The sequence below is a fragment of the Leifsonia sp. NPDC056665 genome (assembly GCF_042791795.1).
GTDB lineage: Bacteria > Actinomycetota > Actinomycetes > Actinomycetales > Microbacteriaceae > Leifsonia.
Window position 1 is genome coordinate 6,432 of the sequence record NZ_JBHTXK010000016.1, and the last position, 20,098, is coordinate 26,529.

17 protein-coding genes are annotated in these 20,098 nt (G+C 70.5%); 7 read left to right on the forward strand and 10 right to left on the reverse strand.

Annotated elements, in window-relative coordinates; genetic code table 11:
• Window positions 1-86 precede the first annotated feature (86 nt).
• From ACFQ9V_RS14590 to ACFQ9V_RS14620, 7 genes are all read right to left on the reverse strand, one after another.
• Window positions 87-1,331: an arginine deiminase gene (locus ACFQ9V_RS14590; protein ID WP_382459850.1), complete on the reverse strand. Its 1,245-nt coding sequence runs from the start codon at window positions 1,329-1,331 to the stop codon at window positions 87-89.
• Window positions 1,332-1,389: 58 nt separating this feature from the next.
• Window positions 1,390-2,784, reverse strand: a complete 1,395-nt coding sequence (locus ACFQ9V_RS14595; protein ID WP_382459933.1) for a basic amino acid/polyamine antiporter — start codon at window positions 2,782-2,784, stop codon at window positions 1,390-1,392.
• A 194-nt stretch (window positions 2,785-2,978) separates the two neighbouring features.
• Complete coding sequence (locus tag ACFQ9V_RS14600; protein WP_382459851.1) at window positions 2,979-3,794, reverse strand: hypothetical protein; 816 nt, start codon at window positions 3,792-3,794, stop codon at window positions 2,979-2,981.
• Window positions 3,795-3,891: 97 nt separating this feature from the next.
• The gene (locus tag ACFQ9V_RS14605) at window positions 3,892-6,051 is read right to left on the reverse strand and encodes a 3-hydroxyacyl-CoA dehydrogenase NAD-binding domain-containing protein (protein ID WP_382459852.1); all 2,160 of its coding nucleotides are present in this window, start codon (window positions 6,049-6,051) and stop codon (window positions 3,892-3,894) included.
• Between the two features lie 6 nt (window positions 6,052-6,057).
• Window positions 6,058-7,266 (reverse strand): thiolase family protein, encoded by a 1,209-nt coding sequence (locus ACFQ9V_RS14610; protein ID WP_382459853.1) that lies wholly within the window; start codon window positions 7,264-7,266, stop codon window positions 6,058-6,060.
• Between the two features lie 72 nt (window positions 7,267-7,338).
• Window positions 7,339-8,535 (reverse strand): HRDC domain-containing protein, encoded by a 1,197-nt coding sequence (locus ACFQ9V_RS14615; protein WP_382459854.1) that lies wholly within the window; start codon window positions 8,533-8,535, stop codon window positions 7,339-7,341.
• Window positions 8,528-9,133, reverse strand: coding sequence for a DUF3000 domain-containing protein (locus ACFQ9V_RS14620; RefSeq protein ID WP_382459934.1), 606 nt, complete (start codon window positions 9,131-9,133; stop codon window positions 8,528-8,530). The genes ACFQ9V_RS14615 and ACFQ9V_RS14620 overlap by 8 nt, the downstream gene beginning before the upstream one ends.
• Before the next feature lie 131 nt (window positions 9,134-9,264).
• Between ACFQ9V_RS14620 and ACFQ9V_RS14625 the strand changes: the two genes are divergently transcribed.
• The gene (locus ACFQ9V_RS14625) at window positions 9,265-10,458 is read left to right on the forward strand and encodes an alpha/beta hydrolase family protein (protein ID WP_382459855.1); all 1,194 of its coding nucleotides are present in this window, start codon (window positions 9,265-9,267) and stop codon (window positions 10,456-10,458) included.
• Entirely contained in the window at window positions 10,455-11,516 is a 1,062-nt protein-coding gene (locus ACFQ9V_RS14630; protein WP_382459856.1) for a S66 peptidase family protein, read from the forward strand. The genes ACFQ9V_RS14625 and ACFQ9V_RS14630 overlap by 4 nt, the downstream gene beginning before the upstream one ends.
• 30 nt (window positions 11,517-11,546) lie before the next feature.
• Here ACFQ9V_RS14630 and ACFQ9V_RS14635 read toward each other — a convergent pair whose 3' ends face one another.
• A complete protein-coding gene (locus ACFQ9V_RS14635) occupies window positions 11,547-11,984 on the reverse strand; it encodes a SufE family protein (RefSeq protein ID WP_382459857.1) in 438 nt (145 codons plus the stop codon).
• Between the two features lie 34 nt (window positions 11,985-12,018).
• Window positions 12,019-12,918, reverse strand: coding sequence for a sulfurtransferase (locus ACFQ9V_RS14640; RefSeq protein ID WP_382459858.1), 900 nt, complete (start codon window positions 12,916-12,918; stop codon window positions 12,019-12,021).
• Between the two features lie 127 nt (window positions 12,919-13,045).
• Between ACFQ9V_RS14640 and zapE the strand changes: the two genes are divergently transcribed.
• The 5 genes from zapE to ACFQ9V_RS14665 all read left to right on the forward strand — a co-directional run bounded on the left by zapE (window position 13,046) and on the right by ACFQ9V_RS14665 (window position 18,748).
• The gene (gene zapE, locus ACFQ9V_RS14645; RefSeq protein ID WP_382459859.1) at window positions 13,046-14,101 is read left to right on the forward strand and encodes a cell division protein ZapE; all 1,056 of its coding nucleotides are present in this window, start codon (window positions 13,046-13,048) and stop codon (window positions 14,099-14,101) included.
• Window positions 14,102-14,309: 208 nt separating this feature from the next.
• Window positions 14,310-15,584, forward strand: a complete 1,275-nt coding sequence (locus tag ACFQ9V_RS14650) for an ammonium transporter (protein ID WP_382459860.1) — start codon at window positions 14,310-14,312, stop codon at window positions 15,582-15,584.
• Between the two features lie 111 nt (window positions 15,585-15,695).
• On the forward strand, window positions 15,696-16,913 hold the full coding sequence (locus ACFQ9V_RS14655; RefSeq protein ID WP_382459861.1) for an ammonium transporter: 1,218 nt from the start codon (window positions 15,696-15,698) through the stop codon (window positions 16,911-16,913).
• A complete protein-coding gene (locus tag ACFQ9V_RS14660; RefSeq protein WP_382459862.1) occupies window positions 16,855-17,388 on the forward strand; it encodes a type II toxin-antitoxin system PemK/MazF family toxin in 534 nt (177 codons plus the stop codon). The genes ACFQ9V_RS14655 and ACFQ9V_RS14660 overlap by 59 nt, the downstream gene beginning before the upstream one ends.
• A gap of 67 nt (window positions 17,389-17,455) precedes the next feature.
• The gene (locus tag ACFQ9V_RS14665; protein WP_382459863.1) at window positions 17,456-18,748 is read left to right on the forward strand and encodes an O-acetylhomoserine aminocarboxypropyltransferase/cysteine synthase family protein; all 1,293 of its coding nucleotides are present in this window, start codon (window positions 17,456-17,458) and stop codon (window positions 18,746-18,748) included.
• Between the two features lie 109 nt (window positions 18,749-18,857).
• Here the strand turns inward: ACFQ9V_RS14665 and ACFQ9V_RS14670 are convergent, their stop codons facing one another.
• The gene (locus ACFQ9V_RS14670) at window positions 18,858-20,087 is read right to left on the reverse strand and encodes a MalY/PatB family protein (protein ID WP_382459864.1); all 1,230 of its coding nucleotides are present in this window, start codon (window positions 20,085-20,087) and stop codon (window positions 18,858-18,860) included.
• Between the last annotated feature and the right edge of the window lie 11 nt (window positions 20,088-20,098).

Consider the following 20,098-nt stretch of genomic DNA (forward strand, 5'->3'; position numbering starts at 1 on the left):
GCCGAGGGGCACGTTGTTGTCGCTTTTCGGGGCGAAAGGTGACAACAACGTGCCCCTCGGCGGTGGATAGCGCGTGTGGGGGTGGGTTAGAAGTCGATGGGGTCTCTTAACAGCGGGCAGGTCATGCAGTGGCCGCCGCCGCGGCCGCGGCCGAGCTCGGCGCCGACGATCGGGATGACCTCGACGCCGGCGCGACGCAGGGCGTCGTTGGTGGCGGTGTTGCGGTCGTAGGCGTAGACGACGCCGGGCCGCAGCGCGACGGCGTTGTTGCCGCTGTCCCACTGCTGGCGCTCGGTCTCGTAGTTGTCCCCAGCGGTCTCGATCACGCGGAGGCGGGGGAGGCCGAGCGCGCCCGCGACCACGTCCACGAAGGCGCGGCCGTCCTCGTCGATGACGTCGACCGGGTTCGCGCCGGTGCCGGGGCGCAGCGTGAAGGTGTGCACGCGGTCCATGATGGCCGGGTACAGCGTCACCAGGTCGCGGTCGGCGAATGTGAGCACGGTATCGAGGTGCATGGCCGCGCGCAGCTTGGGCATGCCGGCGACGATGACCTGCTCGGCCGCGCCCGCCTCGAAGAGCGCCGCCGCGGTCTGCGTGATCGCCTGCCGTGAGCTGCGCTCGCTCATGCCGATGAGCACGGCGCCGTTGCCCACGGGCATGACGTCGCCGCCCTCCAGTGTCGCCTGTCCCCACTCGCGCTCGGGGTCGCCCCACCACACCCGCGCGCCCGCGAACGCCGGGTGGAACAGGTAGATGGCCTTCATGAGCAGGGTCTCGTCGTGCCGGGCCGGCCAGTAGAGCGGGTTGAGGGTGACACCGCCGTAGATCCACGACGTCGTGTCGCGCGTGTAGAGCGTGTTCGGCAGGGGGGGCATGAGGTACTCCTGCACGCCGGTCGACTCGCGGGCCAGCGCGATGTAGCCGGTGCGGTAGTCCTCCGGGAGGTCGACGGTGGAGAGTCCGCCGATGAGGAACTCGGCCAGCCGCTCGGCGGGCAGGGACTCCAGGAACGCCCTGGTGCCCTCCACGAGCCCGAGGCCGACCTCGTTCGGGACGACCTTGCGGTCGAGCAGCCACGCGCGCGCCTCCGGCTGCGCGACGGTCTCGGCGAGCACCTGGTGCAGCTCGAGCACCTCGACGTCGTGGGAGCGCAGGTCGGCCACGAAGGCGGCGTGGTCGCGCTTGGCGTTCTCGACCCACATCACGTCGTCGAAGAGGAGGTGGTCGGCGTTCGTCGGCGTGAGCCGGTGATGCGCGAGCCCGGGCGCGGCCACGAGCACGCGCCGGAGCTGCCCGACCTCCGAGTGGACGCCGAATGTCGTGTCGGTCACAGTGTTCCCCTTACGTGTCGTACGTGATGGATGTTCGAGCGGGAGCGTGCGGGCGTCGTCACAGCGTGATCCAGCCGAGCGAGAGCGCCACGATTCCGGCGATCGCGCCGAGTATCGAGACGGCGAGGATGACCAGCTCCCGGCCGCTGAAGAGCGTCCTGCCCTGCTCGCGCCGGACCATGACGAACAGGATGGTCGCCGGCGCGTAGACGATGAACGACAACAGCACGAAGGTCAGGCCCGCCGCGAACAGCAGGAATGCCGTGTAGGCCACCGCAAGGATCGTCACGACCAGGTCGCGGCCCCAGCCGCGCGGCTGGTCGACGTAGCTCTCCCTGGTCAGCACGAGCTTGAGCGCGTACAGCGCGGCGAGGAAGAACGGGATGAGCGTGAGTGCGCTCGTGAGGTCGAGCGCCAGGTCCAGCGCGTTGTGCGCGAAGTACAGGATCACCAGGACGGCCTGCACGAACAGGGCCGTGAGCAGCAGCGCGTTCACCGGCACGTCCTGCTTGTTCGCCCGGGCGAGGAACCGCGGCATGTCGTGGTCCTGGGCGGCCACGAACAGCACTTCGGCCGCCATGAGCGACCAGGCGAGGTAGGCGCCGAGCACCGACACGATGAGGCCGATGCTCACGAACCAGGCGCCCCACGGCCCGACCGCCGCCTCCAGCACGCCGGCCATCGACGGCTGGCGGAGCTTGGCGATCTCGCCCATCGGCAGGACGCCATAGGACACGATCGTGACCGAGGCGAACACCGCGAACACACTCACGAAGCCGAGGATCGTGGCGCGCCCCACGTCCGCCCGGCGCTTCGCGTGCCGGGAGTACGTGCTCGCGCCCTCCACGCCCAGGAACACGAAGACCGTGACAAGCATGGTGCCGCGCACCTGGTCGAACAGCGAGCCGGCGTAGGCCGCTCCGCCCCAGTTGGCGGCGAACACGTCCGGCTTGAAGACGAACAGTGCGAGCAGGATGAAGATGATGATCGGCACGACCTTCGCGACCGTGACGATGCGGTTGATTGCCGCGGCCTCCTTGATGCCGCGGCGGATCAGGAGGAAGAACCCCCAGAGCGCGACCGAGGAGATCCCGATCGCGAGGACGGTGTCGCCGCTGCCGAACGCCGGGACGACCGCGCCGATGGTCGACATGATGAAGACCCAGTAGAAGACCAGGCCGACGGCGGCGCTGGCCCAGTAGCCGAATGCGGAGAAGAAGCCGAGGTACTCGCCGAAGCCCGCTTTGGCGTAGGCGTACACACCGGCGTCGAGCTTCGGCTTGCGGTTGGCCAGGAGCTGGAAGACGAACGCCAGCATGAGCATGCCGGCACCCGCGATGGACCACGCGATGAGGGCGCCGGCGACGCCGGTCTCCTGCGCGAAGCGCCGGGGGAGCGAGAAGACCCCGGCTCCGACCATGCTGCCGACGACCATGCCGGTCATCGTGAGCATCGAGAGCTTCACCGGGGCGGACAGTCCGGTCTGCGGTGCTGCCTTCTGATCCGTCACGGAACCCCCCAATTTCGCACACCAGTGAGATATACGAACCGTAACGACGCCCTTTCCCCAGGGTCAAGACCCGTCGCGGGTGAAAAAACCAAACCGCCGAGTACGCAGTCAAGCACGCGCCCTCGCCGTGATCCTGGTCATTTCTGGCTATCGCATGTCTGCTTTCTCCAGGTCTTGCCTTCCACCGGAGCAAGGCCGCGAGCATAAATCGAGAAGGTCAGTCCCTCTTCGTTCGTAGATGAGCACGCAGCGCGCAGCGATGCTTCAGAGAGAAGCACGCGTACTCGTGCGTCCTTTTGAGATTCGATAACGAGGCGCTGATCGCACGCCGAATAGAGGTCCGCCGCGTCGTCGTAGCAGTCGAATGCACCTGACACCCAACTCATGTCACTCTTTCGAATTCCGACTCCCGTCACGGTGGCCTTGAATCGGCCCTCGTTTACGACTGTGATCTCAAGATACGCGTAACTGTCTTTGGCACCCAGAACGATGGGCTTGAGCGGATCGTTTTCAACCCATCCAGGCGGATCAGTGGCGTTTGACCAGACCGAGATCCAAGCGTTGGCTCGGACCACCGGGCCTTCGTACGACTGCTGCATGCGCCAGTTGGCGAGTTCTTTCCTGAGGTTCTCCGCCTCGCGTCGAGCAGCATCGGCATTGGCTTTCGAAGCCGATATCGCACGGTCCTGCTGCCGAGCCTGAGCCTCAAGCGAGCTACGGGCCGATTCAATCTCGCTATTGAGGCTCCAGTGCGAGTACCCGACCGTCGCAGAAAGCATTAGCAACGAGACGGCGAGCGTTAGGCGCTTGTACCACCGTCGTGCATTGGCTTCACGCGCGGATGCCCGATTCCCGGCGTTTAGGGCCATCGTTGCGCGGCGCTGTTGGACGAGGCTCAGCCCGCCCCTGGACTCGTGATATGTCCAGGCCCGGCGTCGAGAGTGCTGTTTCACCCCTCATGTCTAGAGTATGAATGTATAATATTGCAAGTAGCCGCCGGGCACGCAGTTTTTCTGGGTGCCCGGCGGCTCCGGTGGCTTTCGTCGCGGGTTAGGCGGCGGCCTCCACGGGGGTGGGGACGCCGCGGACGGGCGGGTGCTGGAAGGTGTCGCCGAAGACTCTCTCCGAGGCGCCCACGCGGTCGAGGTACGGCGTGATGCCGCCCATCTGGAACGGGAAGCCCGCGCCGAGGATCATGCAGAGGTCGATGTCCTCCGGCGCCTCGACCACGTGGTCGTCCACGAGCATGCGGTGGATCTCGTCGGCCAGGCCGTCCTCCAGCCGGCGCAGGATCTCCTGCTCCGTCCAGGGGTTCTTGCCGCCGGCCAGGATCTTGGCCGCGCCCTTGTCGAGGCCCTCCACCTTGCCCTTGGAGTCCTTCTCCAGGAGGGTGCCGTGCTCCGCGAGGCGGTGCAGGTTCTCGCTGCGGTAGAACCGGTCGGGGAAGGCCGCGTGGTGCGTGTCGAGCACGTGCGCGCCGACCTTCAGGCCGACCAGGTCGAGCAGCACCGAGGGCGCCATCGGCAGGCCCAGCGGGGCGAACGCCTTGTCCACGGTCTCGAACGGGGTGCCGTCGTCGACCGCGTGCATCGCCTCGCCGAGGACCTTCGCGAGCACCCGGTTCACGACGAACCCGGGGGTGTCGGCGGTGATGACCGCGTTCTTCTTGAGCGCGGCCGCCGTGACCATGGCGGTCGAGAGGGTCGCGTCGTCGGTGTGCGGCGTCTTCACCACCTCGATCAGCGGCATGACCGCGACCGGGGTGAAGAAGTGGAAGCCGACCAGCCGCTCAGGGTGCTTCAGCTTCGCGCCGATCTGCTCCACCGACAGCGAGGAGGTGTTGGTCGCCAGCACCGCCTCGTCGGAGAGGTATTGCTCGACCTCCGCGAAGACGTTCTGTTTGACGGTCAGCTCCTCGAAGACGGCCTCGATGACCCAGTCGCAGTCCGCGAAGTCGGCCCTGTCCGTGGTGCCGGTGACGAGCGCGCGCAGGCGGTTGGCCTCGTCGGGGGAGATGCGGCCCTTCTCCTGGAGCGTGCCGATCTCGTCGTGGATGTACGCCACGCCCTTGTCGACGTGCGCCTGGTCCAGGTCGGTGATGACCACGGGCACCCGCAGCCGGCGGACGAACAGCAGCGCAAACTGGCTGGCCATGTAGCCGGCGCCGATGACGCCGATCTTGGTGACCTTCTTGGCCAGCGCCTTATCCGGCGCGCCCGCGGGCCGCTTGGCGCGCTTCTGCACCAGGTTGAACGCGTAGATGCTCGCCTGGAACTGGTCGCCGGAGATGAGCTCGCCGAGCGCGTCGTCCTCCAGCTCGAAGCCGGCGGCGCGGTCGTTCGACTTGGCGGCCTTCAGCAGGTCGAGCGCCCGGTACGGCGACTTCGGGACGGTGCCGATGCGGCTCTCCAGCATCTTGCGGGCGATGCCGATGGCGGCGTCCCACTTGACCAGCCGCTCGACCTTGCCGGGCACGTTCGGGCGCTTGACCTCGACGGCTCCGGTGAGCACCTTGTCGGCCCAGAGCAGCGAGTCCTCGAGGAAGTTCGCCGAGTCGAAGATCGCGTCGGCGATCCCGAGCTCGAAGACCTCCTGGGGCTTCAGCATCCGGTTCTGCTTGAGCGGGTTCTCGATGACGACCTTGAGGGCGTTCTCGATGCCGATCAGGTTCGGCAGGATGGTCGCGCCGCCCCAGCCCGGGATCAGGCCGAGGAACACCTCGGGGAGCGCGAACGCGGCCGCGTTGCGGTCGATGGTGCGGTAGTCGGCGTTGAGGCCGATCTCCACGCCGCCGCCGAGCGCGAGGCCGTTCGTGAACACGAACGACGGGACGCCGAAAGTCGCCTGCTTGCCGAGCACGTAGTGGCCGAGCTGGGGGAGCAGCTTGGCGACCTCCACGCTCGGGATGTCGCCCACTCGGCTGAGGTCGGCGCCTGCGGCGAGGATGAACGGCTTGCCGGTGACGGCGACCGCGTCGATCTCGCCGCGCGCCGCGCGCTCGGTCAGCGCGTCGAAGGTGCGGCCGAGCTCCAGGAGCGTGGCGGGGCCCATCGTGTTCGGGCGGGTGTGGTCGCGGCCGTTGTCGAGCGTGACCAGCGCGAGGGTCTTGCCGCTGGGCAGCGGCACGTCCTTCACGTAGGAGTGGCTGACGACCTCGTCGATGGTGAGCTCGACGAGCGGGGAGAAGTCGATGGTGCTGTAGTCGGTCACTGGTGCTCAGCCCTTCTTCGCCGCGCGCTTGCTGTAGTGGGGGTTCTCCCAGATCACGGTGCCGCCCTGGCCGAGGCCGACGCACATCGCGGTGAGTCCGTAGCGGACCTCCGGGTGCTCCTCGAACTGGCGGGCGAGCTGGATCATCAGGCGCACGCCGCTCGCGGCCAGCGGGTGGCCGACCGCGATGGCGCCGCCCCACTTGTTGACGCGGGGGTCGGCGTCGTCGATGCCGAAGTGGTCGAGGAACGACAGCACCTGGATGGCGAACGCCTCGTTCAACTCGAACAGGCCGATGTCCTCGATGGTCAGGCCGGCCTTCCGGAGCGCCTTCTCGGTCGAGGGGACAGGGCCGATGCCCATGATCTCCGGCTCGACGCCGGCGAACGCGAAGCTGACCATGCGCATCTTGGGCGTCAGGCCGAACTCCTTGACGGCGTCGGAGGACGCCAGCAGGCTCGCGGTCGCGCCGTCGGTGAGCGGCGACGCGTTGCCCGCGGTCACCCGGCCGTGCGGGCGGAACGGGGTCTTCAGCGTGGCGAGGCCTTCAAGCGTGGTCTCGGGGCGCATGCCCTCGTCCTGCGTGGCGAGGCCCCAGCCCTGCTCGGAGCGGATGGCGACGGGCACCAGGTCCGGCTGCAGCTTGCCCGCGGCGTACGCGGCGGCGGTCTTCTGCTGGCTGCCGAGGGCGAACCGGTCGGAGCGCTCCTTGGTGAGCGCGGGGAACCGGTCGTGGATGCGCTCGGCGGTCATGCCCATGTTGAGGGCGTCCTCGCCGACCATGCGCTCCGACAGGAAGCGCGGGTTGGGGTCGGCGCCGAAGCCCATCGGGTGCCGGCCCATGTGCTCCACACCGCCGGCGATCACAAGGTCGTAGCTGCCGAACGCGATGCCGGAGCCGAGCGTCGTGACGCTGGTCATCGCGCCGGCGCACATCCGGTCGATCGCGAAGCCGGGCACCGACTTCGGCAGCCCGGCAAGCAGCGCCGCCGTGCGGCCCAGGGTCAGGCCCTGGTCGCCCTGCTGCGTCGTCGCCGCGATGGCGACATCGTCGATGCGCTCCTTGGGCACGTTCGGATTCCGCTCCATCAGGCCGATCATGGCCTTGACGACGAGGTCGTCGGCGCGAGTGTTCCAGTACTGCCCTTTTTCGCCCGCACGTCCAAACGGAGTACGGACTCCGTCGACGAACACGACATCCGTTCTATCGGCCACAGTGCCTCCCAAATCAGGTCGCTGACGATCCTAAGGAGGCCCGAACGCCGCAGTGGAATCGTTTGATTCTTTCTACGAAGCGGCTTCGGACGCGTCGCCGGGCGTTTGGCTGCTTTCCACAAAGGCCTGGGCGATCGACTGTGCGGTTGCCTCAATCTGCCAGCGCCGGGCGCCGTGCTGGGCGAGCGCGTCTCCGACGGCCGACGGCGTGACGTCGGCCGGCGGCGCCCAGGCGACGCGGCGCAGCGTGTCGGGGGTGAGCAGGTTCTCCAGCGGGAGCGAAAGCTCCTCGGCCAGGACCCCCAGGGCGGCGCGCGCAGCCTTGAGCCGGGCGTCGGCCTCCGGGTTGCGGTCGGCCCAGGCCCGGGGCGGCGGGAGGCTCTCACCAGTGCCGCGCAGGACGGGGAGGTCGTCGGTCGTGCGTCCTGCCTCGATCGCGCCCCACCAGCGGTCCAGCTCGGTGCGGCTGGCGCGGCCGGTGAACTCCCGCATGGCGGCGAGGGCGCGCTTGGACTCGGGCATCGCCTTGGCGGCGGCGGTCAGGGAGGCGTCGGGGACGAGCCGCCCCGGCGCGACGTCGAGCTGCTGGGCGAGCGCGTCCCTGCTGAGCCACAGCTCGCGCGCGGCGGCGAGGTTGCGGAGGCCCCGGATCGAGTGGATGCCGGACAGCCGCCGCCACGGCTCGTGGCGCGGCACGACGAGCTCGCGGGTGAGCTCGTCGGCGAACTCCTGCCGGGCGATGTCGGTCTTGCCCGCCTCCAAGAGCAGCCCGGCGATCGCGTCGCGGAGGTCGGGCAGCAGCTCGACGTCGAGGGCGGCATACTGCAGCCACGGCTCGGGCAGCGGGCGGGTCGACCAGTCGGCGGCGCTGTGCTCCTTCGCCAGGTGGACGCCGAGCAGCTCCTCCACGACGGTGCCGAGGCCCACGCGCGGCAACCCGAGCAGGCGCGCGGCCAGCTCGGTGTCGAAGATGCTGACCGGGTCGAGGCCGACCTCGCGCAGGCAGGTGAGGTCCTGGGTCGCCGCGTGCAGGACCCACTCGTCGCCCGCGATCGCGTCGTTGAGCTCGTCGAACCGGCCGACCGCCGGAGGGTCGAACAGGAAGGTGCCAGAGCCGCGCCGGAACATCTGGATGAGGTACGCGCGCTGGGAGTAGCGGAAGCCGCTCGCTCGCTCGGCGTCGACCGCGATCGGCCCTTCGCCCGCGACGATGAGGTCGAGGGCGCGGTGGTAGCCGTCGCGCGTGTCGATGACGGTGTGATCAGCCACGCGGTGTCCGTCTCGTGCTCAGCAGGCTCACCCCTTCGCCCGTCGGCGGCAGGCCGGCCAGCATGCACAGCAGCTCGCCCCAGCCCTCCACGTGGGCGGCGATGTCGGTCTCCAGCGGGCTCCAGGAGGCGCGCAGCTCGATCTGGGCGCCGTCGCCCTGGGCGGCGAGCTCGCCGAAGCCGGTGGAGATGATCTTGGTCGCGGTGCCGCTGGCCGCGGTGTACCTGGCGTGCCGGGCGTCGAGCGCGTCGACCAGCCACGACCAGGCGACGTCGGCGAGGAACGGGTCGAGCCCGATGTCGGTCTCCAGCGGAGCTTGCGCGAAGCAGACGATGCGGAACGGGCCGCCCCAGGCCTCCGGCTCGTCGGGGTCGTAGAGCAGGATGAAGCGTCCGGTGCCGAGGTCGGAGTCGTCACCGTGCCGCGCCGGCCGCACGTCCGCCGCGAGCGCGATGGAGTACGGCGCCAGCTGCGCGGGAGCAGGGATCTCCGTGACCACGAGTTCGGGCCGCGACGTCGCGGCACGGATGGACTCCAGCGCGGCCGCATATTCCTTGGGCAGGTGCGGCTCCCTGGGCTGGTGCGGGTCCCCGGGCAGGTGCGGCGGGGTCGAAGTGGGTGTCGACACGCTACGAACACTAGAAGGGTTCGGGGGCCTGCGACAGTAAGGCACGCCGCCTGACGAACTCCTGAGGGCGGCGGCCACCGGGCGCGGCTACGCTGTCGGGCATGGCGAGCACGAGCAGCGGATCGGGCGGGAACGGGGCACTCGGGAAGGCGATCGGCGTCGGCGCGGCCGTAGCCGGAGGAATCGCGCTGGTCGCGGCGGCGTCCGCCGCCTACGCGGTCGCGCGGGTGGCCAGGACCGTGATCACACCCGTCCGCCGCCGGCCGCAGCGCGAGTTCGTGCGCGGCGTGGACGAGGCGCTCGGCACGATCACGCTCAAGCGGACGCCGGACTCCGCGATGCCGGGGCGCTTCGGGCTGTGGTTCGGGTCGGAGTCGGGCTACGCCAAGCTCGGCGGCCTCCTGGAGACCACGGACGGCAGCGTCGTCCGCGAGCTGGAGCGCATCCACTTCGGCGAACTCGGGCCCGGACGCGCACGGATCAGCGGGTACTACTACCTGGAGCCGGAGGAGCTCGGGCTGCCGGTGGAGAGCGTGGTGATCGAGACGGACCTGGGGCAGGCGCCGGCGTGGGTGTTCCCGGCGGATGGTTCTGCTTCGGGTGACCGCTGGGTCGTCCAGGTGCACGGCTGGGGCGCGTCGCGGCAGGAGGGGCTGCGTGCGGTGCCGACGTTCCACGCCGCCGGGTACACCTGCCTTCTGGCCTCCTACCGCAACGACGGCGACGCCCCGGAGAGCGCCGACCGCCGCTACGGCCTCGGCGGCACCGAGTGGCGCGACATCGACGCCGCGATCCGGTACGCCGCGGACCACGGTGCGCGCTCGATCGTGCTGATGGGCTGGTCGATGGGCGGCGCGGTGGTGCTGCAGACGGTCACCCGCTCGGAGAACCTCGACCTGGTGAGCGGCGTGGTGCTGGAGTCGCCTGTCGTCGACTGGATCGACACGCTCGAGTTCCAGGCGAACATGCTGCGCCTCCCCGACGCGATCGCCCAGGGCGCGATGCGGCTGATCGCCTCGAACTGGAGCGGGCCGATCACCGGGCTGGGCGCCCCGATCGACCTGCGCAGCATGGACTTCGTGGCGCGGGCGGCGGACCTCAGCCTCCCGATGCTCATCCTGCACAGCCAGGACGACGGCTTCGTGCCGGACTCCGCCTCGCGCGCGCTCGCCGCGGCGCGCAGCGACATCGTGACGTTCGTGCCGTTCACGGTCGCTCTGCACACCAAGCTCTGGAACTACGACGAGGCGAAGTGGTCGTCGGCCGTCCGGGAGTGGCTGGACGAGCGCGCGTGACCGGTGCGCACCGCCCGGTCGTGCCGCCCGCGGCCCGGCCGGGGGACAGGGTCGCCGTGCTGTCGCCGTCGTCCGCGGCGCCCGCGCGCTGGCCGGCCGTGCACGAGCAGGCGCTGCGGAGGCTGGAGGAGCTGACCGGGCTGGTGCCGGTCGAGTATCCGACCACCCGGCAGCTCGGCGCGACGCCGGAAGATCGGGCGCGGGACCTGAACGCCGCCTTCGCGGACCCCGGCATCCGTGCGGTGCTGGCGACCATCGGCGGCGACGACCAGCTCCGGGTGATCCCGCACCTCGACCGGGAGGCCGTGCTGGCCGACCCGAAGCCGTTCCTCGGCTACAGCGACAACACCAGCCTCCTGAACTGGCTCTGGTCGGCGGGCGTCGCCGGGTTCTACGGCGGCAGCACACAGGTGAACCTGGGGCCGGGGCCGCGCGTCCACGACATCCACCTCCGTTCGCTGCGCGCCGCCCTGCTCGGCGGCGACCCGATCGAGCTGACCGACCCGGGCGAATCGGAGGACTTCGGGACCGACTGGGGAGACCCGCGCGCCCTGACGGAGACCGGGGAGCGCGAGCAGACCGACGGATTCGCGTGGGCGGGTCCGGCGCTCAGCGTCACCGGCACGACGTGGGGCGGCTGCCTCGAGGTCGTGGACTGGATCCTGCTCGCCGACCGCTTCGCGTTCCCGCCGTCGGCGCTGGAGGGCGCTGTGCTGCTGGTGGAGACGAGCGAGCTGACGCCGCCGGCGCACTGGGTGCGCTACACGCTGCGCGCTCTGGGCGAGCGCGGGCTGCTCGCGCCGCTCGCAGGCGTGCTCGCGGCGTGGCCTCCCGTGAGCACGTTCGAGCGGCGGCCGGACGCGGCCGAGCGCAGGCGGCTCCGGGACGCGCAGCGCGACGCCGTCATCGAGACCGTCGCCGAGTACAACCCGGACGCGGTGGTCTGCGTCGGCGTGCCGTTCGGGCACACCTCGCCCCAGTGGATCGTGCCGTACGGCGGGCGGATCACCCTCGACGGCGAGACGCGCCGGGTGTTCGCCGACTACCGCCGCGGCTGAGCGGGGCCGACTGAGCGCGGGCCGACTGAGCTAAGCTGCCGCGACCTTCGCCCGCACCTGCCGCTTCGCGCGCCCGAGCAGCGCCGACATCCCGCGCAGGCGCAGCGGCGACACGGCCTGCGTGAGGCCGAGGGTGTTCGGGAAGTCATCCGGCACCGCGAGCACCTCGTCGGCCGTGAGCCCGGCGAGGCCCTGCACGAGGATCGAGGCGAAGCCGCGGGTGGTGGGGGCCTCCTGGGGAGCCGTGGCGAAGAGGTGGACGATGTCGTGCTCGTCCACCTCCACGAAGATGTAGACCGGCGCCTGGCACTCCTCGACGCGCTCCAGCAGGTCGGGGTGGTCGCGGTAGCGCTCCGGGAGGTCGGGCAGCTCGTCGGAGAACTCCAGCAGCAGCTGCAGGCGGTCGTTCTGCTCCAGCGCCTGGAAGTCGTCGCGGATCTCGGCGAGCGTGCCGGTGAGGGCGGTCATCTCTTAAGGCTACCTTCGTGCGGGTGCAGCAGGGTCAGTGTGCCGGGACCTCGCCCGGCTCCGTCCCCGTCACGATGGGGACGCGCACGGCCGAGCCCCACTCGGTCCACGAGCCGTCGTAGTTGCGGACGTTCTCGAAGCCGAGCAGGTGGGTCAGCACGAACCAGGTGTGGCTGGAGCGCTCGCCGATGCGGCAGTACGCCACCACCTCGTCGCCCGGCTTCAGGCCGGCGTCGCCGAGGTAGATGGCCTCCAGGTCGGCGCGGCGCTTGAAGGTCGCGTCCGGAGCCGCGGCACGCGCCCACGGCACGGAGGCGGCCGACGGGATGTGGCCGGCGCGCAGCGCGCCCTCGGTCGGGTAGCCCGGGATCTCGGTGCGCTCGCCGCTGTACTCCTCGGGCGAGCGGACGTCGATGAGCGGCTTGCCGAAGTGGGCGAGCACGTCGTCCTTGAACGCGCGGATGGTATGGTCGTCGCGCTCCACCACCGGGTACTCGACCGGGGCCGGCGTCGGCGTCTCGCGGGTGAGCTCGCGGCCCTCCGCGATCCACTTGTCCCGGCCGCCGTCGAGGAGGCGGACGTCTTCGTGGCCGAACAGGGTGAACACCCACAGCGCGTAGGCGGCCCACCAGTTGTTCTTGTCGCCGTAGATGACGACGGTGGTGTCACGGGCGATGCCCTTGGCGCCGAGCAGCTCGGCGAACCGCTCCGGGCTGACGTAGTCGCGGACCACCGGGTCGTTGAGGTCGGTATGCCAGTCGATCTTCACCGAGCCGGGGATGTGGCCGGTCTCGTAGAGCAGCACGTCCTCGTCGGACTCCACCACGACCAGGCCGGCCTCGCCGAGGCGCTCGGCCAGCCAGCCGGTGGTCACCAGCCGTTCGGGGTGCGCATAGCCGGCGAAGTCGGTCGAGGGGTCGGGGGCGATGGCCATGCTGCTGATCCTCCGGGTTAAGCTGGGAGCCTGCGAAATCGCGGGCCAGGAGTCCAGGCTACGCGGCCCGCAGCGGGTGACGAACGTCCCGTCAACACTTCTTCACACTAAAGGTGCGCATCCACACATGACGATCGAGACGACCGGAGCCCTGCCCCGCCTCGCGGACCGCTCGCCGGCGATCACCGGCGCCGAGATCGCGGCGAGCCTGGTGCCGCCGTCGCAGTTCGAGCACGCAACCTTCGACTCGTACCGGCCGGACCACGACTACCCGTCGCAGTCGGAGGCCGTGGCCACGCTCAAGCTGTTCGCCAAGTCGTGGGAGCCGCAGCGCCCGGCCGGACTGTTCAGCCGCAGCCGCCGCAAGGTGGAGGCCATGAAGCCGGGCGTGTACCTCGACGGCGGCTTCGGCGTCGGCAAGACCCACCTCCTCGCCGCGCTGTGGCGCGAGGCGCCCGGACCCAAGTACTTCGGCACCTTCATCGAGTACACCGCGCTCGTGGGGGCGCTCGGCTACGCCGGCGCTGTCGACCTCCTGCGCGGCTCCACCCTGATCTGCATCGACGAGTTCGAGCTGGACGACCCGGGCGACACCATGATGATGACCCGGATGCTGGGCGAGCTGGTCGCCTCCGGCACCCGCATCGCCGCCACGAGCAACACGCCCCCGAACGCACTCGGTGAGGGCCGGTTCGCCGCGAGCGACTTCCTGCGCGAGATCCAGTCGCTCTCCGCCAACTTCCAGACCCTGCGCATCGACGGCCTCGACTACCGGCGCCGCGACACCTCCGGTGCAGCGGTCAGCGTCGACGCCGCACAGTACGACCGGATGCTCGCGGCTCTCGCAGCGCGCGGCGAGACGGCCACGAGCGACACCTTCGACGGCCTCATCGCGCACCTGGCCACCGTGCACCCGTCGCGCTACATCAAGATGCTCGACGGCGTCGACGTCATCGGCCTCTCCGACGTCCACGTGCTCCACGACCAGATGGCGGCACTCCGGCTCGTGGCTTTCGTCGACCGCGTGTACGACGCGGAGATCCCCATCGTGCAGACCGGGACGGCGATCAGCGAGGTGTTCGACGACGAGATGCTGGGCGGCGGCTACCGCAAGAAGTACCTCCGCTCGGTGTCGCGCATGATCGCGCTGACGGCGGGCGAGCTGCCGCCGCACGACGAATAGGGTTCCCTCCCCGCGACCGCCCCGGACATTCGCACGGCGGCGAAACAGACTGTTTACACAGCGCAGGGATGCGTAACACCCGCGAAACACGAGTAGCCCGCAGCCGAAACCTCCCGCGATCAGACTGGCTCCACCCCGAAGCGCCCGGCTCGGCTCCGATGAGTCAGAACCCCCCCCAAGGGCGTCGCATAGAGAGGTAGAGACTCGCATGGTGTTGCACACAGCAGCGGACTACGCACCGGTAGGGACCGTCAACTCCCTGTGGCTGCTCGTCGCCGCAGCCCTCGTCCTTCTGATGACCCCCGGCGTCGCATTCTTCTACGGCGGCATGGTCCGCGCGAAGAGCGTCGTCTCCATGATGATGATGAGCTTCGGCGCGATGGCCATCGTCGGCGTCCTGTGGGTCGTCTACGGTTACGGCCTCGCGTTCGGGACGCCGCTCATCCCGCACGTGCTCGGCACGCCGGACTGGTTCCTGTCCAGCCTGATGGGCAAGGACGGCATCACCCCCGACCTCGGCGGCCTCGCCTTCGCGGGGTTCCAGGCCACCTTCGCCATCATCACCGTGGCCCTGATCTCCGGCGCGATCGCCGACCGCGCGAAGTTCGGCGCCTGGATGGTCTTCGCGGGCGTCTGGGTGACGGTCGTCTACTTCCCGGTCGCGTTCTGGGTGTTCAACCTGTCGCAGGGCTGGATCTCCTCCGTCCTGCACGTGAACGACTTCGCCGGTGGCACCGCGGTGCACATCAACGCCGGTGCGGCGGGCCTCGCCCTCGCCCTGGTGCTCGGCAAGCGCGTCGGCTTCCAGAAGGGCATGAGCAAGCCGCATAACGTGCCGCTGACGCTCCTCGGCGCCGCGCTGCTGTGGTTCGGCTGGTTCGGCTTCAACGCCGGATCGGAGGCCGCGGTCGATGGCGTCGCCGCGATCGCCTGGATCAACACGCTCGCCGCCCCGGCCGCCGCGACCATCGGCTGGCTGATCGTCGAGAAGATCAAGGACGGCAAACCGACCTCCATCGGCGCGGCGTCGGGTGCGGTCGCCGGCCTGGTCGCGATCACCCCGGCCTGTAACATCCTGACCCCGGGCTTCGCGATCCTGCTCGGCCTGGTCGCCGGCGCGGTCTGCGCCGTCGCGATCGACCTCAAGTTCAAGCTCGGCTTCGACGACTCGCTCGACGTGGTCGGCATCCACCTCATCGGCGGCATCATCGGAACGCTGTGGATCGGTGTCTTCGGCTTCACCCACATCGACGGCGACGCCACCAAGCCGTTCTCCAGCCTCTGGTACGGCGGGAGCCTGGTGCAGCTCGGAGCGCAGGCGATCGGCGCCTTCAGCGTCCTGATCTACTCCTTCGTCCTGGCCTACGCGATCGGCTGGGTCATCCAGAAGACGATGGGCTTCCGGATCAAGAACGAGGACGAGCTGGCCGGCGTCGACACCGTCGTGCACGGCGAGGAGGGCTACTCGCTCGAGCCGGTGTGACCCGACCACACCATCGAGCATCCGCGAACGGGGTGCCGCCTGCGGGCGGCGCCCCGTTCCGCGTGTGCCGGGCCGCTAGGGTAATGCTTGCATTGAGGCGGAAGGAGCGGGATGGCCGCCACGAGCGAGCAGGTCGACACCCTGCTGCTGTTCGTCTGCGGGGCGCTGACGCTGCTCGTCCCGTTCGGCCTCGCCTTCTTCGTCGGCGGGCTCGGTGGGCGCTCCACGACCTCCCGTGCCATGAAGTTCGCCCTGACCGGCACGGCGGCGACGATCCTGCTCGGCGTGGCGGGCGGCTACGGCATGATCGCCGGACGGCCGTTGCTGGCGCACGTGATCGGCGCTCCGTCGTTCGACCTCGCCAGCGGCTTCGGGGCGGCGACGCACCGGCCCGACCTGTACGCGCTGGCCAAGGCGGGGGCGATCCTCGCGGCGGCAGCGGTGTCGGTCGCGATCGTGGGCGTCGCCGTCGCGTCGCGGATCACGCTGCGCGCCTGGCTGGTCTTCACGGTGCTCTGGTCGGTGCTGGTGCTGTACCCGGCGGGCTACGCCGTGTTCGCGCTGGACGACGGCTGGGCGACCGGCGTCCTCGGCGTGATCGACTTCGGGGGAGCGCTGCCCATCGGCGTGGCTGCGGGAGCGGCGGCCGCCGGGGTCATCCTGGCGTGCGGGCGCGGCGAGCACCGGCCTCCCGAGCAGCGCAGCTTCCCGGCCATCGCCATCGGCGGGACGCTCCTCTGGGTCGGCTGGCTCGGGCTGGTCGTCGGGTCGGAGGGGGCGGTGGACTCCTTCACCGGCCTGATCTCGATCAACGCGTTCGTCGCCTCCGCCGGGGGCTGCCTGGCCTGGATGGTCGTGGACAGGGTGCTGCTGCGACGGCCCACCACGGTGAGCGCGCTCTGCGGCGCGTTCTCCGGGCTCGTGGCGATCACGCCCGCGGCCGGCGTGCTGACCGTCGGCTGGTCGCTGCTGCTCGGCGCGATCGCTGCGGTGGCGTGCGCGACGATGGTCGACCTGGCCGCGCGGGCGCGGTTCGGCGCGTCGATGGCGCTGATCGTGATCGTGACGGTCGCGAGCATGGTCGGCCTGCTCTACCTCGGGCTGTTCGCCGCGGGCGGCGGGATGGTGGACAGCGGGAACTTCGACCTGTTCACGGCCCAGGCGATCGCGGGATTCTCGGTGCTGATCGGCTCGTTCGTGGTGTCGCTGCTGCTGGCGCTCGCGCTGCGCTTCACGGTGGGCCTCACCCGGATCCGCTATCGTGCCACGAGTGAGCCGACTCCTCGACGCGATCGCGCGACTGTTCCGGCCGGCGGCGCGGAAGACTGAACGACCGGCCTCCCGGTTCGCGCGTGCCCGCTCCGGACGCGTCGCCGGGGTCGAGCCCGGGCGCGGCGGCGTCGACGCGACGATCCAGGTCGACCCGCGCCGGCTGAAGGGCCTGCGCACCTCGTACAACCCGAAGACGGACGGCGAGCCCGACCCCGGCGAGATCGTCTGGACCTGGGTGCCGTACGAGGAGAACGACGGCCGCGGCAAGGACCGCCCGGTGCTCGTGGTGGCGGCAGAGCCCTCCGGCTCCCTGATCGCGGTCGCGCTGACCAGCCAGGCGCATCCCGGGCGTCCCGAGTACCTGGCGATCGGCGCGGGAGACTGGGACGGCCAGGGAAGGGCGAGCTTCGTCCGGCTCGACCGGGTCTTCCGGGTGCACCGCACCGGGATGCGCCGGGAGGCCGCCGCCCTCGACGCGCGCCGGTTCGCGACCGTCCGCACCGCGCTGCGGACGCTGTACGGCTGGAGCTGAGCGGCGTCCGTGACGAACGGTGAACGCGGAGTGCACGGCGCCCGCCCTGCGTCACTACAGTGTCGGCATGCCTGACGACTGTTCGCACCCTCTCGACTTCGAGACCCGGCAGATCCACGCCGGCGCGGTGGTCGACGCTGAGACCCGCGCCCGCGTCACCCCGATCTACCAGACCGCCGGCTACGTCTTCGACGACTTCGACGACGGCGAGGAGCGCTTCGCCGGCCGCAGCCGCTACCGCGCGTACTCGCGCAACGACAACCCGACCAACGCGGTGGCGGGGCGGCGGATCGCCGACCTGGAGGGCGGCGTCGACGGGATCGTGGTCTCCAGCGGGCAGGCCGCCATCGCCGCGGCGCTCAACGCGCTCGCCGAGGCGGGCGACCACATCCTCGCCACCCGGTCGCTGTACGAGGGCACGCGGGAGATGTTCCGCGGCATCCTGAAGCGGCAGGGGATCGCGTTCGAGTACGTGGCCGACGACGCGTCCGACGCGGAGTGGGCTGCGCGGTTCCGGCCGAACACGAAGGCCGTCTACACCGAGACGCTGCCGAACCCGCTCAACCAGGTGGTCGACATCGAGCGGCTGGCCGGGATCGCGCACGCGGCCGGCGTCCCGCTGGTCGTCGACAACACCGTGCCGACGCCGTACCTCTGGCGCCCCATCGAGGACGGCGCCGACATCGTCGTGCACTCGACCTCCAAGTGGCTGTCCGGTCACGGATCGGTGATCGGCGGTGCGGTGGTCGACGGCGGCCGGTTCGACTGGGCGGCGCACACCGACCGCTTCCCGCAGCTCACCGCGCCTCCGCGGCCCGGGGTCCCGTCGTTCGTGGAGCGGTTCGGCGACGGCGCGTACCTGGCCTACCTGCGCTCGGTGATCGTGTTGGAGTACGGCCCGACGGTGCCGCCGATGAGCACCTTCCTGCTCCTGCACGGCATCGAGACGCTGTCGGTGCGGATGGACAGGCACGTCGCCAACGCGCAGGAGGTGGCGGAGTTCCTGGCCGGCCGGCCGGAGGTGGCGCGGGTGTTCTACCCGGGGCTCGCCGGGGACCCGTTCCACGACCTCGCGGCCAGGTACATGCCGAAAGGCGCCGGCTCCATCGTGTCCATCGACCTCGCGGGCGGGAGGGCCGCGGCGCAGCGGTTCCTCGACGCGCTGCGGCTGGTCAGCCCGATGACGCACATCGGCGACGTGCGCACGCTGGCCATCCACCTGGGCAGCACCATCCACGCCAAGCTCACCGAGGAGGAGCGGCTGGAGGCCGGGATCACCCCCGGCCTGGTGCGCTTGTCCATCGGGATCGAGAGCCTCCGCGACATCATCGCCGACCTCAAGCAGGCGCTCGAGGCGTAGCCCCGCGCGACATTCGTGCCGAATCGCGCGAATGCGCCGCCGTTTCGCGACATTCGTGCGGAATCGCGGGAGGGTCCTTTCGCGACATTCGTGCCGAATCGCGAGAGCGTTACGCGGGGAGGGGCGCCAGCGCCGGGCTCGCCGCGGCCACGGTCGCGGCGATCCGGCGGACCGCCTCCACCACGGTGTTCGGGTCGCAGGCGAGGTTGATCCGGGCGAAGCCGCGGCCCTGCTCGCCGAACGCGAGGCCGGAGTTGAGGGCGACCCGGCCGACGTCGATCAGGGTGCGGGCGGGGTCGTCGCCGAGCCCGGTCTCCCGGAAGTCCAGCCAGGCCAGGTAGCCGGCATCGGGCCGGATGACGTGCACAGACGGCGCGTGCACGGCGAGCTCGGCCTCCAGCAGCCGGAGGTTCGTCACGAGCTGGTCGAGCAGGCCGTCCCGCCAGCGCAGGCACGACAGCGCCGCGACGTTGGCGTGGAGGCCGAGGATGCTGGTGCGTGCCGCGAGCTCCTCCGGGAGCCGGGTGAGCAGGTCGGCGGTGGCCGGCTCAGCGGCGACGATGACCGCGCACTTGAGCCCGGCCAGGTTCCACGCCTTGCTGGCGGAGGTCACCGTGACGGCGCGGGCGCCGGCGGCCAGGGCGACGGGCGCGAACGGCGTGAAGCGGGCGCCCGGGTGGGCGAGCGGGGCGTGCACCTCGTCGCTGACGACGAACACCCCGTAACGGGCGGCGAGGCGGGCGAGCGCCTCCAGGGAGCGCCGGCTGTGACATCGGCCGGTCGGGTTCTGCGGGTTGCAGAGCAGCATCGCGTCGGCTCCCGCGGCGAAGGCGGCCTCCAGGTCGTCGAGGTCGAGCGTCCAGCCGGCGTCCTCGCGCAGCGGGACCGTGATCGCGACGGCGTCGGCCTCCTCGATCATCTCGAAGAACGGCGGATAGACGGGAGGCGTCAGCACGACGCGCCCACCGGCCTCCGGCAGCACCAGCCGCAGCGTCTCGACCACGCCCACCGTCACGTCGGTGGCCAGGTGCACCCACTCCGGGTCGACGCCCCACGACCACGAGCTCCACGCGAAGTCCGCGAAGGCGGGCGCCAGCGGACCGGCCGAGTCGAGGTAGCCGGTGTCCGAGTTGCGGAGCGTCTCGGCGACCCGGTCGAGGATGGCCGGCTCGACGTCGAAGTCCATCTCGGCGACGAAGACCGGCAGGACGTCCGCGGGATAGCGGCGCCACTTGATGCTGGACCTGGACGCGTAGAGCTGCTCCAGGGGGCGGGCCGGTGCGAAGCTCATCGCCCAAGGATGCGGCACCGCGGCGCCGAGCGCATCCGGTCGTGTCACGGAACGTAAGG